The 23,909-nt window shown below is 51.9% G+C and carries 24 protein-coding genes; 13 read left to right on the top strand and 11 right to left on the bottom strand.

The window, feature by feature from the left end; genetic code table 11:
• The first annotated feature begins 95 nt into the window (after nucleotides 1-95).
• Nucleotides 96-1,364, top strand: coding sequence for an ATP-dependent Clp protease ATP-binding subunit ClpX (clpX, locus tag RSJ68_07090; protein ID WNU96230.1), 1,269 nt, complete (start codon nucleotides 96-98; stop codon nucleotides 1,362-1,364).
• Between the two features lie 233 nt (nucleotides 1,365-1,597).
• Nucleotides 1,598-4,183, top strand: coding sequence for a bifunctional aconitate hydratase 2/2-methylisocitrate dehydratase (acnB, locus tag RSJ68_07095; protein ID WNU96231.1), 2,586 nt, complete (start codon nucleotides 1,598-1,600; stop codon nucleotides 4,181-4,183).
• 141 nt (nucleotides 4,184-4,324) lie between these two features.
• On the opposite strand, the gene RSJ68_07100 is transcribed toward acnB, so the two are convergent.
• Nucleotides 4,325-5,197: a chorismate mutase gene (locus RSJ68_07100; GenBank protein ID WNU98369.1), complete on the bottom strand. Its 873-nt coding sequence runs from the start codon at nucleotides 5,195-5,197 to the stop codon at nucleotides 4,325-4,327.
• Nucleotides 5,198-5,366: 169 nt separating this feature from the next.
• Here RSJ68_07100 and RSJ68_07105 point away from each other — a divergent pair, with 169 nt between their 5' ends.
• Complete coding sequence (locus RSJ68_07105; GenBank protein WNU98370.1) at nucleotides 5,367-7,499, top strand: AsmA family protein; 2,133 nt, start codon at nucleotides 5,367-5,369, stop codon at nucleotides 7,497-7,499.
• A 65-nt stretch (nucleotides 7,500-7,564) separates the two neighbouring features.
• On the opposite strand, the gene gap is transcribed toward RSJ68_07105, so the two are convergent.
• A complete protein-coding gene (gap, locus tag RSJ68_07110; protein WNU96232.1) occupies nucleotides 7,565-8,596 on the bottom strand; it encodes a type I glyceraldehyde-3-phosphate dehydrogenase in 1,032 nt (343 codons plus the stop codon).
• A gap of 200 nt (nucleotides 8,597-8,796) precedes the next feature.
• Between gap and RSJ68_07115 the strand changes: the two genes are divergently transcribed.
• The 4 genes from RSJ68_07115 (at nucleotide 8,797) to RSJ68_07130 (ending at nucleotide 11,427) form a co-directional block, all read left to right on the top strand.
• Nucleotides 8,797-9,315, top strand: coding sequence for a protein disulfide oxidoreductase (locus RSJ68_07115; GenBank protein ID WNU96233.1), 519 nt, complete (start codon nucleotides 8,797-8,799; stop codon nucleotides 9,313-9,315).
• A 341-nt stretch (nucleotides 9,316-9,656) separates the two neighbouring features.
• A complete protein-coding gene (hpaR, locus tag RSJ68_07120; GenBank protein ID WNU96234.1) occupies nucleotides 9,657-10,094 on the top strand; it encodes a homoprotocatechuate degradation operon regulator HpaR in 438 nt (145 codons plus the stop codon).
• A 12-nt stretch (nucleotides 10,095-10,106) separates the two neighbouring features.
• Complete coding sequence (gene hpaC / locus RSJ68_07125; protein WNU96235.1) at nucleotides 10,107-10,607, top strand: 4-hydroxyphenylacetate 3-monooxygenase, reductase component; 501 nt, start codon at nucleotides 10,107-10,109, stop codon at nucleotides 10,605-10,607.
• 124 nt (nucleotides 10,608-10,731) lie between these two features.
• Nucleotides 10,732-11,427 (top strand): nucleotidyltransferase family protein, encoded by a 696-nt coding sequence (locus RSJ68_07130; GenBank protein ID WNU96236.1) that lies wholly within the window; start codon nucleotides 10,732-10,734, stop codon nucleotides 11,425-11,427.
• 76 nt (nucleotides 11,428-11,503) lie between these two features.
• Here RSJ68_07130 and rarD read toward each other — a convergent pair whose 3' ends face one another.
• From rarD to cyaY, 3 genes are all read right to left on the bottom strand, one after another.
• Nucleotides 11,504-12,403, bottom strand: a complete 900-nt coding sequence (rarD, locus tag RSJ68_07135) for an EamA family transporter RarD (protein WNU96237.1) — start codon at nucleotides 12,401-12,403, stop codon at nucleotides 11,504-11,506.
• Between the two features lie 208 nt (nucleotides 12,404-12,611).
• Nucleotides 12,612-13,118 carry an S-ribosylhomocysteine lyase gene (gene luxS / locus RSJ68_07140; GenBank protein ID WNU96238.1) on the bottom strand — a complete coding sequence of 169 codons (507 nt, stop codon included), beginning with the start codon at nucleotides 13,116-13,118 and terminating at the stop codon, nucleotides 12,612-12,614.
• Between the two features lie 54 nt (nucleotides 13,119-13,172).
• Nucleotides 13,173-13,496: an iron donor protein CyaY gene (gene cyaY / locus RSJ68_07145; GenBank protein WNU96239.1), complete on the bottom strand. Its 324-nt coding sequence runs from the start codon at nucleotides 13,494-13,496 to the stop codon at nucleotides 13,173-13,175.
• A 70-nt stretch (nucleotides 13,497-13,566) separates the two neighbouring features.
• Here cyaY and RSJ68_07150 point away from each other — a divergent pair, with 70 nt between their 5' ends.
• The 3 genes from RSJ68_07150 to rfbC are packed head-to-tail and all read left to right on the top strand — an operon-like array spanning nucleotide 13,567 to nucleotide 15,557.
• Nucleotides 13,567-13,737, top strand: coding sequence for a lipoprotein (locus tag RSJ68_07150; GenBank protein WNU96240.1), 171 nt, complete (start codon nucleotides 13,567-13,569; stop codon nucleotides 13,735-13,737).
• Between the two features lie 11 nt (nucleotides 13,738-13,748).
• Entirely contained in the window at nucleotides 13,749-14,969 is a 1,221-nt protein-coding gene (lysA, locus tag RSJ68_07155) for a diaminopimelate decarboxylase (protein WNU96241.1), read from the top strand.
• A 48-nt stretch (nucleotides 14,970-15,017) separates the two neighbouring features.
• On the top strand, nucleotides 15,018-15,557 hold the full coding sequence (gene rfbC, locus RSJ68_07160; protein WNU96242.1) for a dTDP-4-dehydrorhamnose 3,5-epimerase: 540 nt from the start codon (nucleotides 15,018-15,020) through the stop codon (nucleotides 15,555-15,557).
• A 705-nt stretch (nucleotides 15,558-16,262) separates the two neighbouring features.
• Here rfbC and RSJ68_07165 read toward each other — a convergent pair.
• From RSJ68_07165 to RSJ68_07175, 3 genes are all read right to left on the bottom strand, one after another.
• Entirely contained in the window at nucleotides 16,263-17,828 is a 1,566-nt protein-coding gene (locus RSJ68_07165) for a SulP family inorganic anion transporter (protein WNU96243.1), read from the bottom strand.
• A 119-nt stretch (nucleotides 17,829-17,947) separates the two neighbouring features.
• A complete protein-coding gene (locus RSJ68_07170; GenBank protein ID WNU96244.1) occupies nucleotides 17,948-18,166 on the bottom strand; it encodes a hypothetical protein in 219 nt (72 codons plus the stop codon).
• Between the two features lie 2 nt (nucleotides 18,167-18,168).
• On the bottom strand, nucleotides 18,169-18,627 hold the full coding sequence (locus tag RSJ68_07175) for a carbonic anhydrase (GenBank protein ID WNU96245.1): 459 nt from the start codon (nucleotides 18,625-18,627) through the stop codon (nucleotides 18,169-18,171).
• A 380-nt stretch (nucleotides 18,628-19,007) separates the two neighbouring features.
• Between RSJ68_07175 and RSJ68_07180 the strand changes: the two genes are divergently transcribed.
• The 3 genes from RSJ68_07180 (at nucleotide 19,008) to RSJ68_07190 (ending at nucleotide 22,449) form a co-directional block, all read left to right on the top strand.
• Nucleotides 19,008-20,249, top strand: coding sequence for an aromatic amino acid transporter (locus RSJ68_07180; GenBank protein ID WNU96246.1), 1,242 nt, complete (start codon nucleotides 19,008-19,010; stop codon nucleotides 20,247-20,249).
• A 249-nt stretch (nucleotides 20,250-20,498) separates the two neighbouring features.
• Complete coding sequence (gene pta / locus RSJ68_07185; protein WNU96247.1) at nucleotides 20,499-22,001, top strand: phosphate acetyltransferase; 1,503 nt, start codon at nucleotides 20,499-20,501, stop codon at nucleotides 21,999-22,001.
• Between the two features lie 97 nt (nucleotides 22,002-22,098).
• On the top strand, nucleotides 22,099-22,449 hold the full coding sequence (locus tag RSJ68_07190) for a helix-turn-helix domain-containing protein (protein ID WNU96248.1): 351 nt from the start codon (nucleotides 22,099-22,101) through the stop codon (nucleotides 22,447-22,449).
• A 359-nt stretch (nucleotides 22,450-22,808) separates the two neighbouring features.
• On the opposite strand, the gene RSJ68_07195 is transcribed toward RSJ68_07190, so the two are convergent.
• The 3 genes from RSJ68_07195 to RSJ68_07205 form a co-directional block, all read right to left on the bottom strand.
• Nucleotides 22,809-23,273 (bottom strand): MliC family protein, encoded by a 465-nt coding sequence (locus RSJ68_07195; protein WNU96249.1) that lies wholly within the window; start codon nucleotides 23,271-23,273, stop codon nucleotides 22,809-22,811.
• 228 nt (nucleotides 23,274-23,501) lie between these two features.
• Nucleotides 23,502-23,627 (bottom strand): type B 50S ribosomal protein L36, encoded by a 126-nt coding sequence (gene ykgO, locus RSJ68_07200; GenBank protein WNU96250.1) that lies wholly within the window; start codon nucleotides 23,625-23,627, stop codon nucleotides 23,502-23,504.
• Nucleotides 23,627-23,902, bottom strand: coding sequence for a type B 50S ribosomal protein L31 (locus RSJ68_07205; GenBank protein ID WNU96251.1), 276 nt, complete (start codon nucleotides 23,900-23,902; stop codon nucleotides 23,627-23,629). The genes ykgO and RSJ68_07205 overlap by 1 nt, the downstream gene beginning before the upstream one ends.
• Nucleotides 23,903-23,909: the final 7 nt, after the last annotated feature.

Here is a 23,909-nt window from a genome sequence, read left to right on the forward strand (position 1 = left end):
AAGATACTGATTATACTTACCGACTTTGCCGAAAACCGTTCCCGCAGCATTCGGATGACGGTTTGCCGATATTGCTTGAAAACAGAAGATAAATTATGACTGAAGAAAAACGCTCCTGCTCGTTTTGCGGAAAATCCGAGCATGAAGTCAAAAACCTGATTGAAGGCGAAAACGCTTTTATCTGTAACGAATGTGTAGAAACTTGCGGCGTGATGCTGCAAAGTTCAGACGACCTCTCCGCAGACAAATCTGCAACGGATGCGTCCCATCCGAACAACAAGCTGCCCACGCCTGCCGAAATCGTCGCCAACCTCAACGATCACGTTATCGGTCAGGAACAAGCCAAGAAAGCCTTGGCGGTGTCGGTGTACAACCATTACAAACGCCTGCGCCATCCCAAAGCCAACGGCAACGTCGAATTGTCGAAATCCAACATCCTGCTTATCGGTCCGACCGGTTCGGGTAAAACGCTGTTGGCGCAGTCTTTAGCGCGCAAACTGGACGTACCGTTCGTCATGGCGGACGCGACCACGCTGACCGAGGCGGGTTATGTCGGTGAAGACGTCGAACAAATCATTACCAAGCTTTTGGGTAAATGCGATTTCGATGTCGAAAAAGCCCAACGCGGTATCGTTTATATTGACGAAATCGACAAAATCTCGCGTAAAAGCGACAACCCGTCGATTACCCGCGACGTATCCGGCGAAGGCGTGCAACAAGCCTTGCTGAAACTGATTGAAGGTACGGTTGCCAGCGTTCCGCCCCAAGGCGGCCGTAAGCATCCGAATCAGGAATTTATCAACGTCGATACGACCAACATCCTGTTTATCTGCGGCGGCGCGTTTGCAGGCTTGGAAAAAGTCATCCGTCAGCGTACTGAAAAAGGTGGTATCGGTTTCGGCGCGTCCGTTCACAGTAAGGACGAAAATGCCGACATTACCGGATTGTTTGAAATCGTTGAGCCTGAAGACTTGATTAAATTCGGTTTAATTCCCGAGTTAATCGGCCGTCTGCCCGTTATCGCCACGCTGGCGGAATTGGATGAAGACGCATTGGTCAACATTTTGACCGAGCCGAAAAATGCCTTGGTGAAACAATATCAAACCCTGTTCGGCATGGAAAATGTCGAATTGGAATTTGAAGAAGAAGCCTTGCGCAGCATCGCCCGTCAGGCAATGGAACGCAAAACCGGCGCGCGCGGCCTGCGCTCCATCGTTGAACGCTGCCTCTTGGATACCATGTATCAACTGCCTGATTTGAAAGGCGTGACCAAAGTTGTCATCGGTAAAAACGTCATCGAGAAAGGCGAACAGCCCAAGCTCTTACGCAAAGATGGAAGCGAATATCAGGCAAACGCCCGGTAAAAGAACGAATCGACTATACCGATAAAATATAAAAGGTCGTCTGAAACTCTGTTTTCAGACGACCTTTTTTCAAAATAATTTATTTCAATAGCAAGCATCTATTACAGCCGATAACATAAATATTCCAATTTTTGCCAAACTGGTCTATGATAACGAAAAGAATTATTTACAATTCTTTGATTACAAATCATTTGCAACGGTCAGAAGAAAAAACAGAAAAAAGGAACAAAGAGATGTTAGAAGCCTATCGCAAAGCCGCCTCCGAGCGCGCTGCCCTCGGTATCCCGCCCCTCCCTTTGAACGCGCAGCAAACCGCCGATCTGGTTGAGCTGCTGAAAAACCCGCCCGCAGGCGAAGGCGGGTTCTTGGTTCAACTGCTCGCCCACCGTGTGCCGCCCGGTGTGGACGATGCCGCCAAAGTCAAAGCCTCATTCCTGGCTGCCGTTGCCGAAGGCAGCGCATCCAGCCCTCTGATTCCCCCCGAATATGCGACCGAACTCTTAGGTACGATGCTCGGCGGTTACAATATTCACGCCTTAATCGAACTTTTAGACGACGACAAACTCGCGCCCATTGCCGCCAAAGGTTTGAAACATACGCTTCTGATGTTCGATTCTTTCCACGACGTTCAGGAAAAAGCCGAGAAAGGCAACAAATACGCGCAGGAAGTTTTGCAATCTTGGGCAGATGCCGAATGGTTCACCTCACGCGCCAAAGTTCCCGAAAAAATCACCGTTACCGTCTTCAAAGTTGACGGCGAAACCAATACAGACGACCTTTCTCCCGCGCCTGACGCGTGGAGCCGTCCCGACATTCCGCTGCACGCGCTGGCGATGCTGAAAAACCCGCGCGACGGCATCACGCCCGACAAACCGGGCGAAGTCGGTCCGATTAAATTGTTGGAAGAACTCAAAGCCAAAGGTCATCCCGTTGCCTATGTCGGCGACGTGGTCGGTACCGGTTCTTCACGCAAATCCGCCACCAACTCCGTCATTTGGCATACCGGCGAAGACATTCCGTTCGTACCGAACAAACGTTTCGGCGGCGTATGCTTGGGCGGCAAAATCGCGCCGATTTTCTTCAATACTCAAGAAGACTCCGGCGCGCTGCCGATTGAAGTCGATGTTTCCGCGCTGAAAATGGGCGATGTCGTCGATATCCTGCCTTATGAAGGCAAAATCGTGAAAAACGGCGAAACCGTTGCCGAGTTTGAATTGAAATCACAAGTATTGCTGGACGAAGTACAAGCCGGCGGCCGTATCAATCTGATTATCGGCCGCGGTCTGACTGCCAAAGCACGCGAAGCCTTGAAACTGCCTGCTTCCACCGAATTCCGTCTGCCACAAGCACCTGCCGAAAGCAACGCGGGCTTTACTCTGGCACAAAAAATAGTCGGTCGTGCATGCGGTCTGCCCGAAGGACAAGGCGTACGCCCGGGTACTTACTGCGAGCCGCGCATGACGACGGTCGGCTCGCAAGACACTACCGGCCCGATGACCCGCGACGAGTTGAAAGACTTGGCTTGTTTGGGCTTCTCCGCCGATATGGTGATGCAGTCTTTCTGTCACACTGCCGCTTATCCGAAACCTGTCGATGTCAGAACCCATAAAGAACTGCCCGCCTTTATTTCCACCCGTGGCGGCGTATCTCTGCGTCCGGGCGACGGCATTATCCACTCATGGCTCAACCGTCTGCTGCTGCCTGATACCGTCGGCACCGGCGGCGACAGCCACACCCGTTTCCCCATCGGTATTTCCTTCCCCGCAGGTTCCGGATTGGTGGCTTTCGCAGCAGCCACCGGCGTGATGCCGCTCGATATGCCAGAGTCCGTATTGGTACGCTTCAGCGGCAGGCTGCAACCCGGCGTAACCCTGCGCGACTTGGTGAACGCCATTCCGCTTTACGCGATTAAACAAGGCTTGCTCACTGTTGCAAAAGCCGGTAAGAAAAACATCTTCTCCGGCCGTATCCTTGAAATCGAAGGCCTGCCTGATTTGAAAGTGGAACAAGCTTTTGAATTGACCGACGCATCCGCCGAACGCTCCGCCGCCGGCTGTACCGTGAAGCTTAATAAAGAGCCGATTATCGAGTACATGAAATCCAACGTAGTGCTGATGAAAAACATGATTGCCAACGGCTATCAAGACTCCCGTACTTTGGAACGCCGCATCAAAGCCATGGAAAAATGGCTGGCAAATCCGGAGCTGCTCGAAGCGGATAAAGACGCCGAATACGCCGCCGTGATTGAAATCAACATGGACGACATCAAAGAGCCGATTATTGCCTGCCCGAATGACCCCGACGACGTATGCTTCATGTCCGAACGCTCCGGCACCAAAATCGACGAAGTGTTCATCGGTTCGTGCATGACCAACATCGGCCACTTCCGCGCCGCTTCCAAACTCTTGGAAGACAACAGCGACATCCCTGTACGCCTGTGGGTTGCGCCTCCAACAAAAATGGACGCGAAAGAGTTGTCCGACGAAGGCCACTACGGCGTATTTGGCCGTGCAGGCGCACGTATGGAAATGCCGGGCTGTTCATTGTGTATGGGTAACCAAGCACGAGTACACGAAGGCGCAACCGTCATGTCCACTTCGACTCGTAACTTCCCGAACCGCTTGGGTAAAAACACCTTCGTTTACCTCGGCTCAGCAGAGTTGGCGGCGATTTGCTCCAAACTGGGCAAAATCCCGACCGTTGAAGAATATCGCGCCAATATCGACATCATTAACGAGCAAGGTGAAAAAATTTACCGCTACATGAACTTCAACGAAATCGACAGCTACAACGAAGTAGCCGAGACCGTGAATGTTTAACAGGTAGGTAAAACAGTTTCAGACGACCCCTCAGAGGCTAAATCCGTGAGGTCGTCTGAAAACAAAAAACAGAACAGTTTTCGCTGTTCTGTTTTTTGTTTTCAAGTCAATCACCATATCCCCTACTGCCGGATATATCTCCTACCCGCTGATAATCCCGTTCACACCTGCTGCCGCTGCCAAACGATACAATATTTCCTGAGGCATATCGTTGTGCCACAGACGGGTAATATTGGCGATAACCGGAAGACGACACACTTTCCTGACCCGAACGATGGCATCGACATCCAAACGGTAGGCATGTTCCGGCTCAAAACTGAGCGTCCCGGCTTCACCGAGCATAATGTGGCTGTTGCCGCGCAAAGCGATATGTTCTGCCGCCACCAACCAATCATCAACACGATGATGCTTGTCTTTACACAACACTACCGGCGTATTCAGACGACCTACCTCATCCAAAAGCGTCCGATTGGTCATCATACTGCCGCCCAAATACAAAATATCCGCACCGGCAGACAAGGCCTCATCTATCTGGCGAACATCACGGATGCGGACAATGACGGGCTTGCCTGTTTTCTGCAAATCAGAAATTTCCCGAACAATCGCCCGAACCCGTAAGTTTTCACGCTGCTCGTCCACTTTTTCATAAGGGCGTGCAGGAAGGTAAAACGGATCGACAAATACTGCATCCGCCTCTTCCGCCCTATCCGTATCGGCAGTAATATCCAACCGCTTCACTCCGCCGAATATCACACCCCGTATAACAATCCTGCCGTCTTCTTCGTCTGCCTCTCGGCTGATAATTTTCCAGTCGTTCAATACCCGGACGACGCGTTCCACATCGGGCAAACGTTCCAATTCATTCGGACGGAACACCCGCTCATCACCAACCGCACCGATAATCGTCCGCTCTTCCCCCCGAGAGACATGCTCTTTCAAGCCCTTATTACGGATAAAACCGATTACTCCCTCTACCGACTCCTGAGAAGCATTCTTACCCATCACAATAATCATCATATATCTCCTGAAACAGACGACAATATTAGCATACTACCGCTTTCAGACGACCTGCCCGCTACAAGGCCTACCACTCACACCTTACATTTACCCTTAATCCCCTATCCGCATTATCCCAAATGTCATGTGTTATACTTTCAGCCATGTTACCTTATTGCCTTTACGCATGAAAAATCCTCTGCTAAATTCAGGAAAATTTTGGCTGAAAACAGTCGTAACTGCGGTCATATTGCTTGTTTGTACCGCAGCCGCCCTGTATGCATCGGTTTATACTCTATTTCCGCTCGAACGAATCGAAGCTTCTATTCAAAACACCTTCAGCACAACAGGACGGAATATCCGCTTCAGCAGCGACATCCGCCGAAGCTGGTTTCCACGTCCTACCGTTACCCTAAAAAACGTTACCATTACCCAACCTCAAAGCAACCAAACTGCCTTACATATCAAAGAGACCCATATCGGTTTGGGCTGGAGCAGCCTGTGGAACGATCACCCGGTCATCGAAAAATGGGTTATTACAGGTGCAGATGCCGTGTTATCGCGCACCGAGGACGGAAAATGGAACCTGCAAGACCTGTTACATCCTTCCCACCCTACCTCTTTAAACCGTTTGATTATAGAAAACAGCTCTCTGCATATGAACATCGCAGGGCAAACACATATTATCGACAATTTTTATCTAAACATCCGCAACAACGGGGCTGACGGCCGTCCCTTCAAAATCAACGGCAGCCTGCGCCGCTCAAATCAACCCATCCAATGGCAGGGTAGCGGCGTGCTCAATGCCTCTGAAAACGGTTGGCGCATTCCCAATCTACTTTGGGAAGCATCTGTTGCTGAAAAAGAAAGCAAACTGTCCGTTGATGGAAGCGGTACATGGACATGGTCGTCTGAAAACGACTCACTAAAAGCAGATAATCTCAGCATACGCACGGATAATCCCGCCCAAAATTTTCACCTGACCGCGCAAATTCCCCGTTTATCCTTTAAAAACAACGTATTGAATATCCCATCGCTCAATGGTGCATTTACAGCAGGCAAGCCGGAAAGCCAATGGAACGGATCGTTCAAACTAGACAAAGCAGGCATCCGCACCAGCATTGCCACATTGGATAACTTTGAATTCAACGCCAGCCACAAAAATGCCGTCCATCAGACCAATTTAACCCTGACAGGCCCTCTGCTGTGGCAGCAAAACAAAGGATTGCAATCATCTTCAATCAATCTGACCACATTGCAGGATACGGTCAACCGCCTACCCAATCCTCGCTTTATCAGCCAATTAACCGGCTCATTTAACTGGAACGGCAAAGAAAACTGGCAAGGGGATTTCAAAGGTACATTCGACCGCCAGCCCCTTGCTCTTGTCTTCAAATATCAACCAACGGAAGGAGAATCTCCTCTTTTGGAAGCCGGGATTGCCCTGCAAAAACTCTCATTGCTCCCCTATTGGGATGATATACAGGCAAACTCCGGATCAGGCTACCCTGCAATCCTCAACAACGGCCCAATCCCAAGAATTGATGCCAGTATCAAAATCGGCAATATCCAAATACCCGGCCTGCAACTGGACAATATCGAAACCCTGCTGAATGCCGACAAAGAACATATCACCCTAAGCCATTTTAAAGCGGGTCTCTACGGTGGTCAGACAGAAGGCGGTATCAGTATGGCAAACACAACTCCGCCTACCTACCATCTCCAACAAGATGCCCAAAACGTACAAATCCGACCATTGTTGCAAGATTTGTTCGGTTTCCACAGCTTCAGCGGCAACGGAGATGCCGTCATCGATTTGACGGCACGTGGCGACAATCGCAAGCAACTCATCCAATCCCTACAAGGGATGCTGACCCTCAATATTTTGGATGGGGCATGGAAAGGTATAGATATAAATAACATCCTCAAAAACGGTATTTCCGCACAACAATCCAGCGGCGAGCATGTTCAAACCCCTTTCCACCGTTTTACCCTCAATAGCGAAATAGACAAGGGCATCAGCCACCACATCAATACCGAATTGTTTTCCGAACATTTGCACATAGTCAGCAACGGCTACACCGATCTGAATACGCAAGAACTATCCGAGAACCTACTTATCCGTAACACACTCAATCCTTCCGCCAAACCCATACCGATCAAAATACGGGGCAATGTCGCTAATCCGTCCGTTACACTCGACTACAACCGTATTACCCACGGACTGAACAATCCCAAAGAAAAACAAAAAGCATTGGAACAAACATTGCGCGAGCAATGGCATTGGCTCAATCCGGAACGAAAACAAGCAGATAAATAAAAAAGGTCGTCTGAAAATCCAATCATGGTTTTCAGACGACCTTTTGGCATCTTCGACAATCCGTTTTATTCAAACGGGCGCACTTCCAAACCGAACATACGACGGGCAGTGTTCAGCATTTGGCAGCTGAAGCCCCACTCGTTGTCGTACCAGGCGAACACTTTAACCATGTTGCCGTCGGTTACTTTGGTCAACGTTGCGTCAAAGGTACTGGCTTGGGTGGTGTGGTTAAAGTCCATAGACACCAGCGGCAGTGTATTGTAGCCCAAAACGCCTTTCAGACGACCTTCTTCTGAGGCGGCCTTCATCAGTGCATTGATTTCTTCGACACTCGTATCGCGCGCGGCTTGGAAGCTCAAGTCCACCAATGAAACATTGACGGTCGGCACGCGGATGGCGAGGCCGTCGAGCTTGCCTTTCAGCTCGGGCAAGACCAAACCGACGGCTTTCGCCGCGCCGGTTTTGGTCGGAATCATGTTTTCCACGCCGCTGCGGGCGCGGCGCAAGTCTTTGTGGCGCACGTCGGTCACGGTTTGGTCGTTGGTCAGGGCGTGAATGGTGGTCATCGCACCTTTGACGATGCCGATGTTTTCGCTCAATACTTTGGCGACGGGGGCAAGGCAGTTGGTGGTGCAGGAAGCATTGGAGATGACGGTCATATCGTCGGTGATGATGTCGTCGTTCACACCGTAAACGATGGTCGCGTCAACATCAGCCTCGCCCGGTGCGGAAATCAGCACTTTTTTCGCGCCGCTTTCGAGATGGGCATTGGCTTTGGATTTGCCGGTGAACGAGCCGGTGCATTCCATCACCAATTCCACGCCCAAGTCGCGCCAGGGCAGTTCGGCAGGGTTGCGGGTGGAGAAGAATGGGATTTTGCGGCCGTTGATGATGAGGTGGGTCGCATCGTGGGAAATGTCGGCATTAAAGCGGCCGTGAACGGTATCGAATTTGGTCAGATGGGCGTTGGTTTCGAGGCTGCCGCTGGCGTTGACGGCGACGACTTCAAGTTGGTCTTGCAGGTTGTAATCGTAGATGGCGCGTAATACTTGGCGGCCGATGCGGCCATATCCGTTAATGGCGACTTTAATGCCCATGGTTTTTCCTCTGTTACGGTTGGATAAAGGTTTGCGACCCGAATTATATCAAAAATGTAGTTTGATGTAATTAATGTTTTATCAATCCAGTTATACCTTTCCCATCATCCGTTTTTTCAGACGACCCATTAGGTAATTTTATGAAATATTGCATCAAAACAAAGTATCATCCCCTTTTTTCCTCTCCTCATCCCTCAAAAATGAAACGCCTGCCATCACGCATCAAATCACTCTCCTTATCCTTTTTACAGGCAATAGTCATTTTCGCCTTCTTATCGGCCGTTGCTGATTGGTGGCGCAAACCCGAACCGCCCGTGCAAATGTCGTCCGAACCGCTGCACCTGCTTTCAGGAGAAACGCTGACACCTGCCTTACTTAGTGCAAACCGTATCGCCGTCCTTTATGTATGGGGAGACTGGTGCCATATTTGCGCCTATACCTCGCCTACCGTTTCCCGGCTTGCCGAAGACGGCATTCCTGTTGTAGGTATTGCCCTGCACTCCGGTGCGGATGAGCATATCCGTACCTATATGTCAGAAAAACATCTTGACTTTCCTACAGTCAACGACAACGACGGACGCTTGGCGCAAAAATGGAAAGTTTCCGTTACCCCGAGCATTATCTTGATTAAAAACGGAAAAATGGTTCACTTTACCTCAGGAATCAACACTTATTGGGGATTGCGCACCAGAATTTTCATATCGGATCTGTTCTATTAATGCTATCCTGTTAAATCCTTTAATATATAAAGAACTCAAATCCTGCGCAGTACATGACCCTGCGAAGTAAATATTCGTTTATTGAAAAAATAAACCGCCCCTTGCCAGCGCAACTGATGATTTTGTTGAGGTTATGTCAAAAATAGACTAATATACAAACATAAGAAAATACGGAACATTACTATCAAAACAAACTTACGGAATGTTATCTGATTTTTGGTTTGATACTTTGCTCCCACGCATCCGCCGCTTTCACAGGGCTCTTATAATGACAATACAGCCTTTATAAATCTGCCTCCACGCTTCAAAGGTTTGTTTATCGGTAACAACGGAGACCCCTCATGCCCAACCAATCCAAACATGCGTCTATTAACATCGGCCTGATTCAAGCGCGGGAAGCATTGATGACCCAATTCCGTCCTATTCTGAACCAAGCCAATATCACCGACCAGCAATGGCGCATCATCCGCCTGCTTGCCGAAAACGGCACATTGGACTTTCAAGACCTTGCCAATCAAGCATGCATCCTGCGCCCCAGCCTGACCGGCATTTTGACCCGCTTGGAAAAAGCAGGCCTCGTCGTGCGTCTGAAGCCGTCCAACGACCAACGCCGCGTCTATTTGAAGCTGACAAACGAAGGAGAAAAACTTTTCGAATCCATCGGCGCGCAAGTGGACGAACGTTACGATGCCATTGAGCAAGTGCTTTCCAAAGAAAAAATGCTCGAACTCAAAGAGCTGCTGACGGCGCTGTCGAAAATCGAACAGCACCTGAAATAAAAAGCACGACGAATGACAGATTCGGCACACACACTCAAGCATCCGTTCAGGGATGCCATGGCATCCTGCGCCGCAGGCGTACACGTCATCACGACCGATGGAGAATCCGGCCGTTACGGTATTACCATGACTGCCGTTACCCCCGTTACCGACGAACCGCCGACCATTATGCTCTGCATCAACCGCAAGGCGGCAATTATTCCGATTCTTCAGACCAACCGCGACTTGTGCATCAATACCCTGTCCGAAAGCCAACAGGACATCGCAGAACACTTTGCCGGCCTGACCGGGCTTTCCCCTGAAGAACGCTTTGCCTACCATATTTGGAACAGGGGCAAAACCGGGCAACTTGAAGTCGAAGACGCACTGGCGCATCTGCATGGACGTATCGTTTCACAACACGAAATCGGGACGCATTTTATCTTTTACGTTGAAATCAACGAAATCAAAAATTCCGGCACACATCCTCCGGCTTTATTATATTTCCGACGGCAATTCAAATCTTTGGAATAAAGCTCCCCAAGCTCGCAAGGTCGTCTGAAACCATCAGATTTCATTTTCAGACGACCTTGAATCAGCCTCCCCAATTCCGACAGACTGCCCATCATTTCATTATCCAAACTTATCCATCTCCCCCATGAAAGCAATGATACTTGCCGCAGGACGCGGCGAACGGATGCGCCCGCTGACCGACCATACCCCCAAACCCCTGCTGCAAGTCGGCAGCGAACCCTTAATCGGCTGGCACTTACGTCGTCTGAAAACCGCAGGCCTTACCGAAATCGTCATCAATCACGCCTGGCTCGGCGAACAAATCGAAACCACGCTCGGCGACGGCTCGCAATACGGCGTACGCATCGCCTATTCCCCTGAAAAAGCAGGCGGCTTGGAAACCGCAGGCGGCATTGCCACTGCCCTGCCCCTGCTTGGCGACGCACCATTCCTCGTTGTCAATGGCGACGTGCTGACCGACATCGACTTTTCCAAAGCCCGACAGGCCGCCGAAGCATTGCCCCATTCAGACAAACTCGCCTGCCTATGGCTGGTTGACAACCCGCCGCACAATCCCGACGGAGACTTCGCCCTGCTTGCCAACGGCTTAGTCTCTTCAGACAAATCAGCAGGCGAAGCCTTGACTTTCAGCGGCGTAGGTGTTTACCGTCCCGAACTCTTCCGCGATACACCGCCGCACCAGCCGGCCAAACTCGCCCCCCTCCTGCGCCAAGCAATGAACGAAGGAAAGGTTGACGCGCAAAAACACAACGGCCTTTGGTTGGATGTCGGAACGGTAGAGCGGCTGAACGAAGCAACCCAAATCGTACAAAACTGGTAATCCTCCATCTTGATTTAAAAATAAAAAGGTCGTCTGAAACCCGTTTCCAAGTTTTCAGACGACCTTTTATTGTCCTTTATCTTTTATCAACCGCTTTCTGTCTTGCCTTGATCCACCCGTTTGCCATCATCATGCACAACCCCGACCAAATCAAACCATAGCTGATTAAAGCCCCGGGCTGCAAAGGTTCGCCCAAAAACGTTACCGATACGGCAAACAGCAAAACAGGCTCCAAATAACTCATCATGCCGAAGACAGCGACCGGCAATAATTGATTTGCCTTCAGGTTCAAATGCATGGCTACCGCGCTGTTTATCCCCAGCAATACCACAAAACCCGCCAATACCGGCATATCGGCAATCAAACCTAACGTATCCGTAAAAAATACGATATACACCAGCGCGCACGGCGCAATCAACATCAAATCCAGCGTCAGCCCGACCAAAGGCGGCACGCCCAACCTTCGCCGCAGCAGGTAATACACAGGATAAGTGCCGAACACCCACACCGTCGCCCACGAAAACGCACCCATCCGCAGCCATTCCCACGCCACGCCGGCACACGCCAGCATGACAGCCGCCGTTTGCAGGCGGTTGAGGCGTTCTTTAAACCAAATCCGCCCGCACAACATCATAGCCAGCGGAAACAGAAAATAGCCCATCGCCACATTCACGCCCTCCCCGTTGACGGGCGACCAGACAAACAGCCACAACTGGCTCGCAAAAACAGGGGTGGGCAGGAAAATCAACAGCCAGCGTTTCCAATCCCGGCCGACGCCGCGTATAAATCTGTCTGCCGCCTGCCAGCCGCCCACCATCCCCATCAGGACGAACAAAGCCGCCAGCATCGCCACCATACGCCAAGCGAAGACTTCCGTCCCCGTCATCGGCTTCATCCAAATTCCGTATAGAAACAGCACGACAAACAAAATATTGGACAATGCCGCCGCAATCAGACCTTTCGACAAATCCGTCATTTCAGACGACCTTACGCAACGAATAAAAGGTGTATTGTAGAATAACCTTATAAGAACTTCCCGTATTTATCTTGTTCTCTTATTTTTTAGTTTTGAAATATATTTTTCTGCTTAAACAAACCGACAGCGGAATATCACACCCCCAAACCTAAAGGTCGTCTGAAATCCGGTTTCCCGTTTTCAGACGACCTTTTTTCAAGCATATCGTTTAAGCGTTCAACAAACTTTCATCCAGCGTCAGCTCTTCGTTTTTATTCACCGCCACTTTGCGCGTCAGGACGTTTTGCGCGATTTCCTGCGCTTCGGCAAGCGAGTGCATCAGATAGGTGCCACATTGGTATTCGTTCAACTCGGGGATTTTGCTTTGGTCTTTGACATTAACCACATCCTGCATCGAAGCGAGCCATGCATCGGCGACCTGCTGCTCGTCGGGCGTTCCGATGAGGCTCATGTAGAAACCGGTGCGGCAGCCCATCGGGGAAATGTCGATGATTTCGACGCCGTTGCCGTTCAAGTGGTCGCGCATAAAGCCTGCGAACAAATGCTCCAGCGTATGGATGCCTTTTTCGGACAGGATTTCTTTGTTGGGAACGCAAAAGCGCAGGTCGAATACGGTAATGGTGTCGCCTTTGGGCGTGGTCATGGTTTTCGCCACACGCACGGCGGGGGCGTGCATACGGGTGTGGTCGACTTTGAAACTGTCTAACAGGGGCATTGGGTTATCCTTTTGAATGAATGATTTGGGGGTGGGAGGGGCTTCTGATTCCGATTACAATTCGGCAATCTCAATCGCTTCGCCCGAAGCCGCGCTCAGTGCTTCGTTCAAAACATCGTAGAAATCCCGTCCGTCGCGCGTTGCCAGCCATTTGCCGTTTTGCTCGGCGAAATGATAGCCGCCGCTTTTTGCGGCAATCCACAATTCTTGGTTTGGCGTGTGGCGGTTGACGATGATTTGCGTGCCGTCCGCCGCTTCGATGGTCAGGACGTTTCCGGCAAACTGGCAGTCGAAATCCCAGCCGTTTTCGTCGATTTGGTCTTCGATGTGTTCGAACAATTCTTCGCTCATGCGGATGAATTCGCTTTCGGTCATCATGGCTTTTTGTGTGTTTTTTGTTTAAGATACCGAATCTTGCCACATTCGCGCTTATGAAGGAAGTTTACCGATGAAATACGGCGTATTTTTTGCAGCGGCAACCACCCTCCTGCTTTCAGCCTGCGGTTACAAAGGCGACCTATATCTGCCCAAAGAAGGCGACAAGGCGCGTTTCGGCGTGGTCCAAACCGGCCTGAAAATCCATTCTTCCAAAGAACCTACCAATCAAACCAACGATTAAGCCTCACCAACATGACCCTGCATTGCGAACAAGTTCCCTATTCCCGCCTTGCCGAAGAATTCGGCACACCGCTTTATGTGTACAGCCAATCCGCGCTAACCGAAGCATTTGAAAACTACCAAACCGCGTTTGCCGCGCTTTCCCCGCTCGTCTGCTACGCCGTCAAGGCCAACGGTAATCTGAGCATCATCAAACACTTCGCCTCGCTGGGCAGCGGCTTCGACATCGTCTCCGGCGGCGAACTGGCGCGCGTTTTGGCGGCGGGCGGCGACGCGGCGAAAACCATATTTTCAGGCGTGGGCAAAAGCGAGGCTGAAATCGAGTTCGCGCTTCATGCGGGCGTGAAATGCTTCAATATGGAAAGCATCCCCGAAATAGACCGCATTCAAAAGGTTGCCGAACGCTTGGGCAAAACCGCCCCCGTCTCCCTGCGCGTCAACCCCGATGTCGATGCCAAAACCCATCCCTACATCTCCACAGGCCTGAAAGCCAACAAATTCGGCATCGCCTACGCCGACGCGCTCGAAGCCTACCGCCATGCAGCCCGCCAAAGCCACCTCAAAATCATCGGCATCGACTGCCACATCGGTTCGCAACTGACCGACCTCAGCCCGCTTATCGAAGCCTGCGGGCGCATCTTGATTTTGGTTGACGCACTTGCCGCCGAAGGCATCGTTTTGGAACACTTAGACTTAGGCGGCGGCGTCGGCATCGTTTATCAAGACGAAACCGTCCCCGATTTGGGCGCGTATGCCCAAGCGGTTCAAAAACTGATCGGCACACGTCGTCTGAAACTCATCCTCGAACCCGGCCGCAGCCTGGTCGGCAACGCAGGTTCGCTGCTCGCGCGCGTCGAGTTCGTCAAACACGGCGAAGAGAAAAACTTCGTCATGGTCGATGCCGCCATGAACGACCTCATGCGCCCCGCCCTGTATGACGCCTATCACCATATCGAAGCGGTAGAACCCAAAAATATTCCGCCGCTGACCGCCGACATCGTCGGCCCGATTTGCGAAACCGGCGACTTCCTCGGCAAAGACCGCACCCTTGCCTGCGAAGAAGGCGATTTGCTGGTTATCCGCAGCGCAGGCGCATACGGCGCCAGCATGGCAAGCAATTACAACACGCGCAACCGGGCGGCGGAAGTCTTGGTGGACTGCAACGAATACCGGCTTATCCGCCGACGCGAAACCTTAGAACAGCAAATGGCAAACGAAATGGCTTGTTTGTAACATTCCGTCCGTTTTCAGACGACCTGTCCCATACTTTGAGAATACTTCATGAAAATCATCGATACCACCCTACCCGACGTCAAACTTTTAGAACCCCAAGTCTTCGGCGACGCGCGAGGTTTCTTCATGGAAACCTTCCGCGACGAATGGTTTAAGGCCAACGTCTGCGACCGCACCTTCGTACAGGAAAACCATTCCAAATCAGGCAAAGGCGTATTGCGCGGCCTGCATTACCAAACCGAAAACACACAAGGCAAACTCGTGCGCGTCGTCGTCGGCGAAGTGTTTGACGTTGCCGTCGATATGCGTAAAGACTCGCCGACTTTCGGCAAATGGGCTGGCGAAATCCTGTCGGCAGAAAACAAACGCCAGCTTTGGGTACCCGAAGGTTTCGCTCACGGCTTTTACGTTTTGAGCGATGAAGCCGAATTCGTTTACAAATGCACGGATTATTACAACCCGAAAGCCGAACATTCGCTGATTTGGAACGACCCGACAGTCGGCATCGAATGGCCGCTGCAAAGCGAACCCAACCTGTCGCCCAAAGACTTGGCGGGTAAAATTTTGGCTGAAGCAGTTACGTTCTAAATTACCGTCGTCAAATCCGTCAAAAACGCAAGGTCGTCTGAAAACTTGAGATAAGGTTTTCAGACGACCTTTTTCAGTTACAGCAACCTGATCCCTTCCCCGTCTGGAGGGGGAAAGTTAGGATGGTGTGGCGGGGTGGAGGATATACGGAATAAAGGGCAAGAGCCACCCTCTCCCCAACCCTCTCCCGCCAGACGGGAGAGGAAGCGAATTCTCATGGGCAAAGCCCACGCTACAGTTATCCCACAAACCAACACAACAACTTCCGCTAAGGGTTTCCCCAATTTCGGGTGCTTTCGACGGCGTAGCGTGGGCTTTGCCCGCGAATCCTATCGTATTGAAGCGATAATGGATTTAAAGTATCAGAATACAAAGAGGTCGTCTGAAAAACTTGAGATAGGTTTTTCAGACGACCTCTTTCAGTTACGGCAACCTGATCCCTTCCCCGTCCGGCGGGGGAAGGCTAGGATGGGGGTGGCTTGCGGATATACGGCAATAAAGGGCAAAGAGCCACCCTCTCCCCAACCCTCTCCCGCCAAACGGGAGAGGGGGCAGATTACTGAATGCCGCCGTTACTGCTTTTTAGTGTCGTATTGAGGCGATAATGGATTTAAAGTATCAGAATACAAAAAGGTCGTCTGAAAATCCTCCAAAACAGGTTTTTCAGACGACCTTTCTCTTCTCCTACTCATTCCAACCCGACTTCTAAATACTCGCGCTATGCCCTACCCGCACATGGCTGTGGTGGTCACGGCCTTCGTGGTCGTAGTCAGATTTGAAGCCTTTGAGTATAACGTCTATGTCGTTTTCTTTAGCGAAGACGTTGGCGAAGTCTTCAATCAGTTCCAATACGTCGCCGGCGATGTAGGACGAGCGTTCGGCGTTGATGGTTACTTTCGAACCCGGACGGATGTTTTTCAGGGTTTTCTTGATGGCGGCTTTGTTCAGGAACGAGACTTCTTCCGCCAGTTCCAAACTGATTTCGTCGGCTTCGGCGAGTTCTTCGCGGCTGAGGTAGTAGGCGCGTTTCATGTTGCCCTGAAGGATGAAGATAATGCTGATGGCGAGCCCGATGCCGACGCCTTTGAGCAGGTCGAGCGCGACGACGGCGACGAGGGTGGCGGCAAAGGGGATGAACTGGTACAGCCCTTTATGCCAGAAATGCAGGAGAGTGGCGGGTTTCGCCAGTTTGTAGCCCACCAGCAGCAAAACGGCGGCGAGGGTGGACAGGGGGATCATGTTGAGGATAAAGGGAATCGCCAAAACGCACACCAACAACAAGACGCCGTGGATAACGGCAGACAGTTTGTGCGTCGCGCCTGCATTGGCGTTGGCGGACGAGCGCACGACGACGGAGGTGATGGGCAGGCCGCCGATGAGCGAGCTGACGATGTTGCCTGCGCCCTGCGCGCGCAATTCGCGGTTGGTGTCGGTGATACGGCGGTGGGTATCGAGGCGGTCGGCGGCTTCGATGCAGAGCAGGGTTTCAATCGAGGCGACGATGGCGATGGTGATGCCGGTCATCCAGACGTAGCTGTTGCCGAAACCTGAAAAGTTGGGCAGCGTGAGCATAGCTGCGGCTTCGCGCCATGTATCGGGAACGGGCAGTTGTACGAGTTGTCCGGCGGGAATGGCAAGGCTGCTGCCGCTGGCGACAAACCATTGGTTCATCAGTATCCCCGCGCCCACGGCAACCAGCGCGGCGGGCAGGGCTTTGATGTTTTTCAGCGCGGGGATTTTGTCCCATACGATTAGGATCGCCATCGACACGCCCGCTACCAAAAGGGAGCCTGTGTGGATGTCGGCGAACAGGGCGGCGGGGTCGGCGAGGCTGCCGCTGCTGCCCAAGGCAAACGGAATCTGTTTCATGATGATAATCACGCCGATGCCCGCCAACATGCCTTCAATAACAGACACGGGGATGTATTCGGCAAGGCTGCCGGCGCGGATGAAGCCGAGCAAAAGCTGGATGGCCCCGGCGATTAAGCCCGCACACAGGAACAGCTCGAACGAACCGAGTTCGGTAATCGCGGCAAGGATAATCGCCGCCAAGCCTGCGGCGGGGCCGGAAACGCTGATGTGCGAAGTGCTGAGCGAACCGATAACGATACCGCCGACGATGCCCGCCAACACGCCGGACAACGGCGGCGCACCGGAAGCGAGCGCGATGCCGAGGCACAACGGCAGGGCGACGAGGAAGACGACCAGTCCGGAAGCGAAATTGGACTTAAACAGGCTGCCCAAAGCTTGTTTTTTCTGATGGGGTTTCATGGTGAGGGGGTACTCCTGATGTGTGTATGTTTTTGTATTTGAGAGGATTGGGGCAAATCAAGGTCGTCTGAAAAATCAGGACGCTTGTTCAAACTGCTTTTCAGACGACCTCCGAACCGTCAACCCGCTTTCTTGCGCGCGTTGACCACCCATTCGGAATCGGTGAGGTCGTAGATTTTTTGAATGTCGGCGAGAATGTTTTTGAAGTCGATGTTCAAATCGATGAGGCGGCCGGTACGCAGGTCGAAGACCCAGCCGTGAACAATCGGGTAGCCGTCGAGCAGGTAGCGTTCCTGCACGCACGCCATTTTGATGACGTTGAGACACTGCTCCTGCACGTTCAATTCGACCAGGCGGTCGTAGCGCAGGTGTTCGTCTTCGATTGCGTCCAGTCCAGTTCTTCCTGATGCAGGCGGTACACGTCACGGATATTGCTCAACCACGGATTCATCGTGCCAAAATCTTCGGGCAGCATCGCCGCTTTGATGCCGCCGCAGTTGTAGTGGCCGCAGATGATGATGTGTTTGACTTTCAGATGCGAGACGGCGTATTCGATGGCGGAGGCGGCATTCATGTCCAAACCGTGAACAAGGTTGGCAACGTTGCGGTGCACGAACACGTCGCCCGGCTCAAACCCCATCAGCTCTTCCGCCGCGACGCGGCTGTCGGAGCAGCCGATGTAGAGGTATTCGGGATTTTGTCCGTCGGCGAGGTCTTTGAAGTAATCGGGGCATTGCTGCCTCTTCGTTTCCTGCCATTTGCGGTTGTTTTCAAAAATGACTTCGTATGATTGGCTCATGCGGCTTCCTTTCTGCTTGATGTGTCGTCTGTTTTTTTGTTACCGCACCCTGTTGCGGATGCGGCCTCTGTAAGGGTTGCGCATTCTAGGAAGTCAAAATTAGAGAAAAATTAGCCATAAAATGTCGTATAAATATGTAAATTCGGCATTTTCAAGCAAAAGGTCGTCTGAAAACCCTTTTTCACCCCAACCAAATAAAAAAGGAGAAACCGCCGTTTCTCCCTATCTTTCAAAAAATTAAACCGCTCTCATCCACACGCCGCCTCCCCGTCCGAAAATCCTCCTGCTGTCTGCCATTTCCCCGCAATTTTCAGACGACCTCCTTACCAATCCTTACACTTTACGGCATAATGGCGGACTGTTTTTCCGAGGAGAATTCCATGTCCGTCAAAACCCCGTCGCTATTCGGCGGCGCCATGATTATCGCCGGTACAGTCATCGGCGCAGGCATGCTTGCCAACCCGACCGCCACCTCCGGCGTCTGGTTCACAGGCTCGCTGATTGTGTTGCTTTACACTTGGTTTTCCATGCTCTCCAGCGGCCTGATGATCCTTGAAGTCAACACCCACTATCCGCACGGCGCCAGCTTCGACACCATGGTCAAAGACCTGCTCGGCCCGACTTGGAACGCCATCAACGGCATCGCTGTCGCCTTCGTTTTATACCTGCTCACCTACGCCTACATCTTCGTTGGTGGCGACTTAACTGCCAAAGGGCTGGGCAGCGCAGTGGGTAGCGATGTTTCGCTCACCGTCGGGCAACTCGTCTTCTTCGGCATCCTCGCCTTTTGCGTGTGGGCATCAGCACGATTGGTGGACCGTTTCACCTCCATCCTCATCGGCGGCATGGTGCTGACTTTCATCTGGGCGACCGGCGGGCTGATTGCCGATGCCAAACTGCCCGTCCTCTTCGACACCCAAGCCCCCGCAGGCACGAGCTACTGGATTTACATCTCCGCCGCCCTGCCCGTCTGCCTCGCCTCCTTCGGCTTCCACGGCAACGTCTCCAGCCTGCTCAAATACTTTAAAGGCGATGCGCCCAAAGTGGCAAAATCCATCTGGGCGGGCACGCTGGTCGCGCTCGTGATTTACGTCCTGTGGCAAATCGCCATCCAAGGCAACTTGCCGCGCAACGAGTTCGCCCCCGTGATTGCCGCCGAAGGACAAGTCTCCGTCCTCATCGAAACCCTGTCCAAATTCGCCCAAACCGGCAGCATGGACAAAGTGTTGACCCTCTTCTCCTACATGGCGATTGCCACTTCCTTCCTCGGCGTAACGCTCGGCCTCTTTGACTACATCGCCGACATCTTCAAATGGAACGACAGCGTGTCCGGCCGTACCAAAACCGCCGCCCTTACCTTCCTGCCGCCCCTGATTTTCTGTCTGTTGTATCCAACAGGCTTCGTTACCGCCATCGGCTACGTCGGTCTGGCGGCAACCATTTGGACCGGCATCATCCCCGCCATGCTGCTCTACCGTTCGCGCCAAAAATTCGGCGCAGGCAAAAACTACAAGATTTACGGCGGATTCGGGCTGATGGTTTGGGTTTTCCTCTTCGGTGTCATCAACATCGCCGCGCAGGTATTGAGCCAGCTCGAACTCGTCCCCGTGTTCAAAGGCTGACAACCCAACCGCACAAGAGGTCGTCTGAAAACCCCATCAAAGGTTTTTTCAGACGACCTTTTCTGTATTTCGCACAGACAGTATCAGCCCCTTAAAAATCCATTGCATTTTCGCTCAATCCATTAACATTTAACCTTGTTGGAAACGCAATTTGTTTGTTAGTATTAAGCCATTGCCGTTACATCCGCATCACGGCGGCGACGGACAACCTCCAAGACGGACAACCTCCAAATAGAAAGGACACATATCATGGCTAAATTATTGGTCGCTCCGGTATCCGCCGGTTTGGACGTGGCAGCAGCAAGCAAAGCCTTTGCCCAAGCTTTGGGCGCGCAAGTTTTCCAACCGCTCGACGCATCCGCCGAAACCCTGTTGGCGCAAGGCAAAAGCGACGACTGGTTTGACGCTGTGGTCGGCAAAGCCGTCGCACTCAATACCGACAAACTCGTTATCGAAGGTATCGCCCCCGAAGCGGACAAACTCTTCCTGTCCGGCAAAAACGTCGAGCTGGCATTGTCTTTGGATGCAGGCGTAGTCTTGGCATTGCAATCTGATAGTGCCGATGCAGCCGAAGCGGCACACCGAATCAACCTTGCCAAACAGCTTTACACCAACGCACCGGGCCTCTTGGAAGGCTTCATCATTGAAGGCGCGGCAGCATCCGTGGGCGAAGAAGTCGCCCGCCTGACCGGACTGACATTCTACGGCTCAAGCAGCGCGCTCAAAGACGTATCTGCGTTGGCAAAACGCGAAGCATCCCGCCTTTCTCCCGCCCAATTCCGTTACAACCTGATTGATTTTGCCCGCAAAGCCGATATGCGCATCGTCCTGCCTGAAGGTGCAGAACCGCGTACCGTCGCCGCAGCCGCCATCTGCCACGAAAAAGGCATTGCCCGCTGCGTCTTGCTTGCCAAACGAGAAGAAGTTGAAGCCGTTGCCAAAGAACGCGGCATCAGCCTGCCTGACTCTTTGGAAATCGTCGATCCCGCTGCATTGGTCGAACAATACGTCGAGCCGATGTGCGAATTGCGCAAATCCAAAGGCCTGACGCCTGAAGATGCCCGCAAACAACTACAAGACACCGTCGTCCTCGGCACCATGATGATGGCGCAAAACGACGTGGACGGCTTGGTATCCGGTGCCGTTCATACGACTGCCAACACTATCCGCCCCGCCTTGCAGCTGATTAAAACCGCACCGGGCGCCAGCCTCGTGTCCAGCGTATTCTTCATGCTGCTGCCCAACCAAGTCCTCGTCTTCGGCGATTGCGCGGTCAACCCGAACCCGACGCCCGAACAGCTTGCCGATATCGCCATCCAATCCGCCGATACCGCCAAAGCCTTCGGTATCCCGCCTAAAGTCGCCATGATTTCCTACTCCACCATCAACTCAGGCAGCGGCCCTGATGTCGATGCCGTGATTGAAGCCACCAAACTGGCAAAAGAAAAACGCCCGGACTTGGAAATCGACGGCCCGCTGCAATACGATGCGGCTACCGTGCCTGAAATCGGCAAAACCAAAGCCCCTGAAAGCACCGTCGCCGGTCAGGCAACCGTCCTGATTTTCCCAAACCTCAACACCGGCAACTGCACCTACAAAGCCGTACAACGCAGCGCCAACGTCCTGAGCGTCGGCCCTCTGTTGCAAGGTTTGCGCAAACCGGTCAACGACCTCTCCCGCGGCGCATTGGTAGAAGACATCGTCTTCACCATCGCCCTGACAGCGGTTCAGGCAAAACAAATGGCAAACTAATTACTTGAATTTTTAAAGTAAACAAAGGTCGTCTGAAAAACTGAACTGCACCCCCAAAGTTGGACATCCCCTCCAACTCACAAGGTGCAGTTTTTTTATGACCAAATATACATTACACTTCAAATACCAAGCCGTACTCCACTACCTGCACATACGCAGCCGACAGCGTACCGCAGATCATTACGGCATTTCCCGAACCCACCTGAGACGATGGATACGCGCCTATCAAGAAGGCGGTATCGGCGCACTCGAACATCCCCAATCCAAAACCATGCCCCAACACCGCAAAAACCCCTTCATCGCAGATAAACCCGACCAAGAAAAAACGCAGGCAGAGCTTATCGAAGAGTTGTGCTATATGCGCGCAGAGGTCGCCTACCTAAAGGAGTTAAAAGCCCTCAGCCAAAAGCGGACCGCAAAGGACAAAGCCAAACCGTCCAAACACTGAGGGCGCAACGCCCGCTCAAATACCTGCTGCACATCGCAAACCTGCCCAAAAGCAGCTTTTACTGCCATCACCAAGACCGGCCCGACCCCGATGAAGCCGACAAAGCCCTTATCGCCGAAATCTACGAACGGCATAAGCATTGGGTTGGAACCGCAAAAAAGCGGCACGGTTGATGAAACAGAGAGACGATTATATAGACTACTACAACCGGGAGCGTTGCAGTTTGAAATTGAAAAAGCCGAGTCCCGTCGCATACAGAACCCGGCTTGCACAGAGCACCTGAATAGGGCTTTTATCGGGTATCCAAGATTTGGGGGGCAGTCCAGCTCTCAGACGACCTTTAGCAGGATATTTGATGTTTAGCGCACGCGACAGGAAGTTTCTACACGGTTGCCGTACGGATCGGTAAAGCTGAAGAATGCTTCACCGTTTTTCTCATGCCATTCCGCACCTTTGCCGAACAGGCCGCGGTTGGAAGTGTAGCGCGAGCCGGAACCGGAAACATCTGATGACAATACAGCGCGTTTGTCGTCAAGACGCAATTCCAACTGATCGTTATTCAAATTGCGGACATCAACAGACAATCCATTCTCACAAGAGAATGTGCGCAAACGGCGGGACTCTGATGTGCGACGGTTTTCTTCGTAACGTCGCTCTTCACGGCGCATCTCATTACGGTCGTAATTATCATCACGATTGTCGTAACGGCGTTCATGGCGATGCTCGTGGCGGGAACCACGTTCGAAATCATAATCCATGTCGGGTGCAACGCATGCACCAAGGGATAATGCAGCGGCAACAGCCAGTAATACTTTTGATTTCATAAATAAATATCTCCTAAATAGAGGAATTTGTCTGCTAAATGCGCTCTCATGTTATAAACATTTCTACCTCCAAACAAGCGGGATTACGCTAATTTACCCGATATTCCTAAAACCGGTTGTTTGCAGGCAAAAAAGATATTTTTAATGATATTAACCAACATGAGTTTACATGATTGTGAAAAAAAATCCGCACCATTGCCAGATGCGGACAGTCGATCCAACCGGTATTTAACGCTGACGTGCCTTAAAGCGCGGGTTACTCTTACAAATAACGTAAACCTTACCCTTCCTTCGGACTATTTGACAGTCGCGGTGGCGTTTTTTCGCTGTTTTCAGTGAAGATAAAACTTGCATTATTTGTCCTTTCTAAATGAAGACATCATCGATTGGAAACGCTGATTGAACTTGCTCGCACGCCCTTCAGTGTTAACGTTTCGCTGTCTGCCGGTGTACACAGGATGAGATGCAGACGACGTATCCAGCGCGAAAAGCGGGTATTCTTTTCCATCTTTCCAAACCATCGTCTTACCATGCGTCTCCGCACAAGAGCGGATAAGCCAGCCTTCATTTGCACCGCTGTCGAAAAATAAAACAGTACGGTAATTATCAGGATGAATATTCGGTTTCATCAATCAA

This window comes from Neisseria sp. DTU_2020_1000833_1_SI_GRL_NUU_006, from assembly GCA_032388755.1.
Classification (GTDB): domain Bacteria; phylum Pseudomonadota; class Gammaproteobacteria; order Burkholderiales; family Neisseriaceae; genus Neisseria; species Neisseria sicca_C.

Excerpts from the sequence above, each read along its gene's own strand:
- pta (WNU96247.1), top strand. The coding sequence starts at position 20,499 with ATGGCTAAATTATTGGTCGCTCCGGTATCCGCCGGTTTGGACGTGGCA.
- RSJ68_07100 (WNU98369.1), bottom strand. The coding sequence starts at position 5,197 with ATGATTATTGTGATGGGTAAGAATGCTTCTCAGGAGTCGGTAGAGGGA.
- RSJ68_07175 (WNU96245.1), bottom strand. The coding sequence starts at position 18,627 with ATGAGCCAATCATACGAAGTCATTTTTGAAAACAACCGCAAATGGCAG.
- RSJ68_07195 (WNU96249.1), bottom strand. The coding sequence starts at position 23,273 with ATGAAATCAAAAGTATTACTGGCTGTTGCCGCTGCATTATCCCTTGGT.
- clpX (WNU96230.1), top strand. The coding sequence starts at position 96 with ATGACTGAAGAAAAACGCTCCTGCTCGTTTTGCGGAAAATCCGAGCAT.
- RSJ68_07205 (WNU96251.1), bottom strand. The coding sequence starts at position 23,902 with ATGAAACCGAATATTCATCCTGATAATTACCGTACTGTTTTATTTTTC.
- RSJ68_07115 (WNU96233.1), top strand. The coding sequence starts at position 8,797 with ATGAAACGCCTGCCATCACGCATCAAATCACTCTCCTTATCCTTTTTA.
- RSJ68_07190 (WNU96248.1), top strand. The coding sequence starts at position 22,099 with ATGACCAAATATACATTACACTTCAAATACCAAGCCGTACTCCACTAC.
- RSJ68_07165 (WNU96243.1), bottom strand. The coding sequence starts at position 17,828 with ATGAAACCCCATCAGAAAAAACAAGCTTTGGGCAGCCTGTTTAAGTCC.
- RSJ68_07180 (WNU96246.1), top strand. The coding sequence starts at position 19,008 with ATGTCCGTCAAAACCCCGTCGCTATTCGGCGGCGCCATGATTATCGCC.
- luxS (WNU96238.1), bottom strand. The coding sequence starts at position 13,118 with ATGCCCCTGTTAGACAGTTTCAAAGTCGACCACACCCGTATGCACGCC.
- RSJ68_07105 (WNU98370.1), top strand. The coding sequence starts at position 5,367 with ATGAAAAATCCTCTGCTAAATTCAGGAAAATTTTGGCTGAAAACAGTC.
- lysA (WNU96241.1), top strand. The coding sequence starts at position 13,749 with ATGACCCTGCATTGCGAACAAGTTCCCTATTCCCGCCTTGCCGAAGAA.
- gap (WNU96232.1), bottom strand. The coding sequence starts at position 8,596 with ATGGGCATTAAAGTCGCCATTAACGGATATGGCCGCATCGGCCGCCAA.
- hpaR (WNU96234.1), top strand. The coding sequence starts at position 9,657 with ATGCCCAACCAATCCAAACATGCGTCTATTAACATCGGCCTGATTCAA.
- ykgO (WNU96250.1), bottom strand. The coding sequence starts at position 23,627 with ATGCAAGTTTTATCTTCACTGAAAACAGCGAAAAAACGCCACCGCGAC.
- cyaY (WNU96239.1), bottom strand. The coding sequence starts at position 13,496 with ATGATGACCGAAAGCGAATTCATCCGCATGAGCGAAGAATTGTTCGAA.
- rfbC (WNU96242.1), top strand. The coding sequence starts at position 15,018 with ATGAAAATCATCGATACCACCCTACCCGACGTCAAACTTTTAGAACCC.
- RSJ68_07130 (WNU96236.1), top strand. The coding sequence starts at position 10,732 with ATGAAAGCAATGATACTTGCCGCAGGACGCGGCGAACGGATGCGCCCG.
- acnB (WNU96231.1), top strand. The coding sequence starts at position 1,598 with ATGTTAGAAGCCTATCGCAAAGCCGCCTCCGAGCGCGCTGCCCTCGGT.
- RSJ68_07150 (WNU96240.1), top strand. The coding sequence starts at position 13,567 with ATGAAATACGGCGTATTTTTTGCAGCGGCAACCACCCTCCTGCTTTCA.
- rarD (WNU96237.1), bottom strand. The coding sequence starts at position 12,403 with ATGACGGATTTGTCGAAAGGTCTGATTGCGGCGGCATTGTCCAATATT.
- hpaC (WNU96235.1), top strand. The coding sequence starts at position 10,107 with ATGACAGATTCGGCACACACACTCAAGCATCCGTTCAGGGATGCCATG.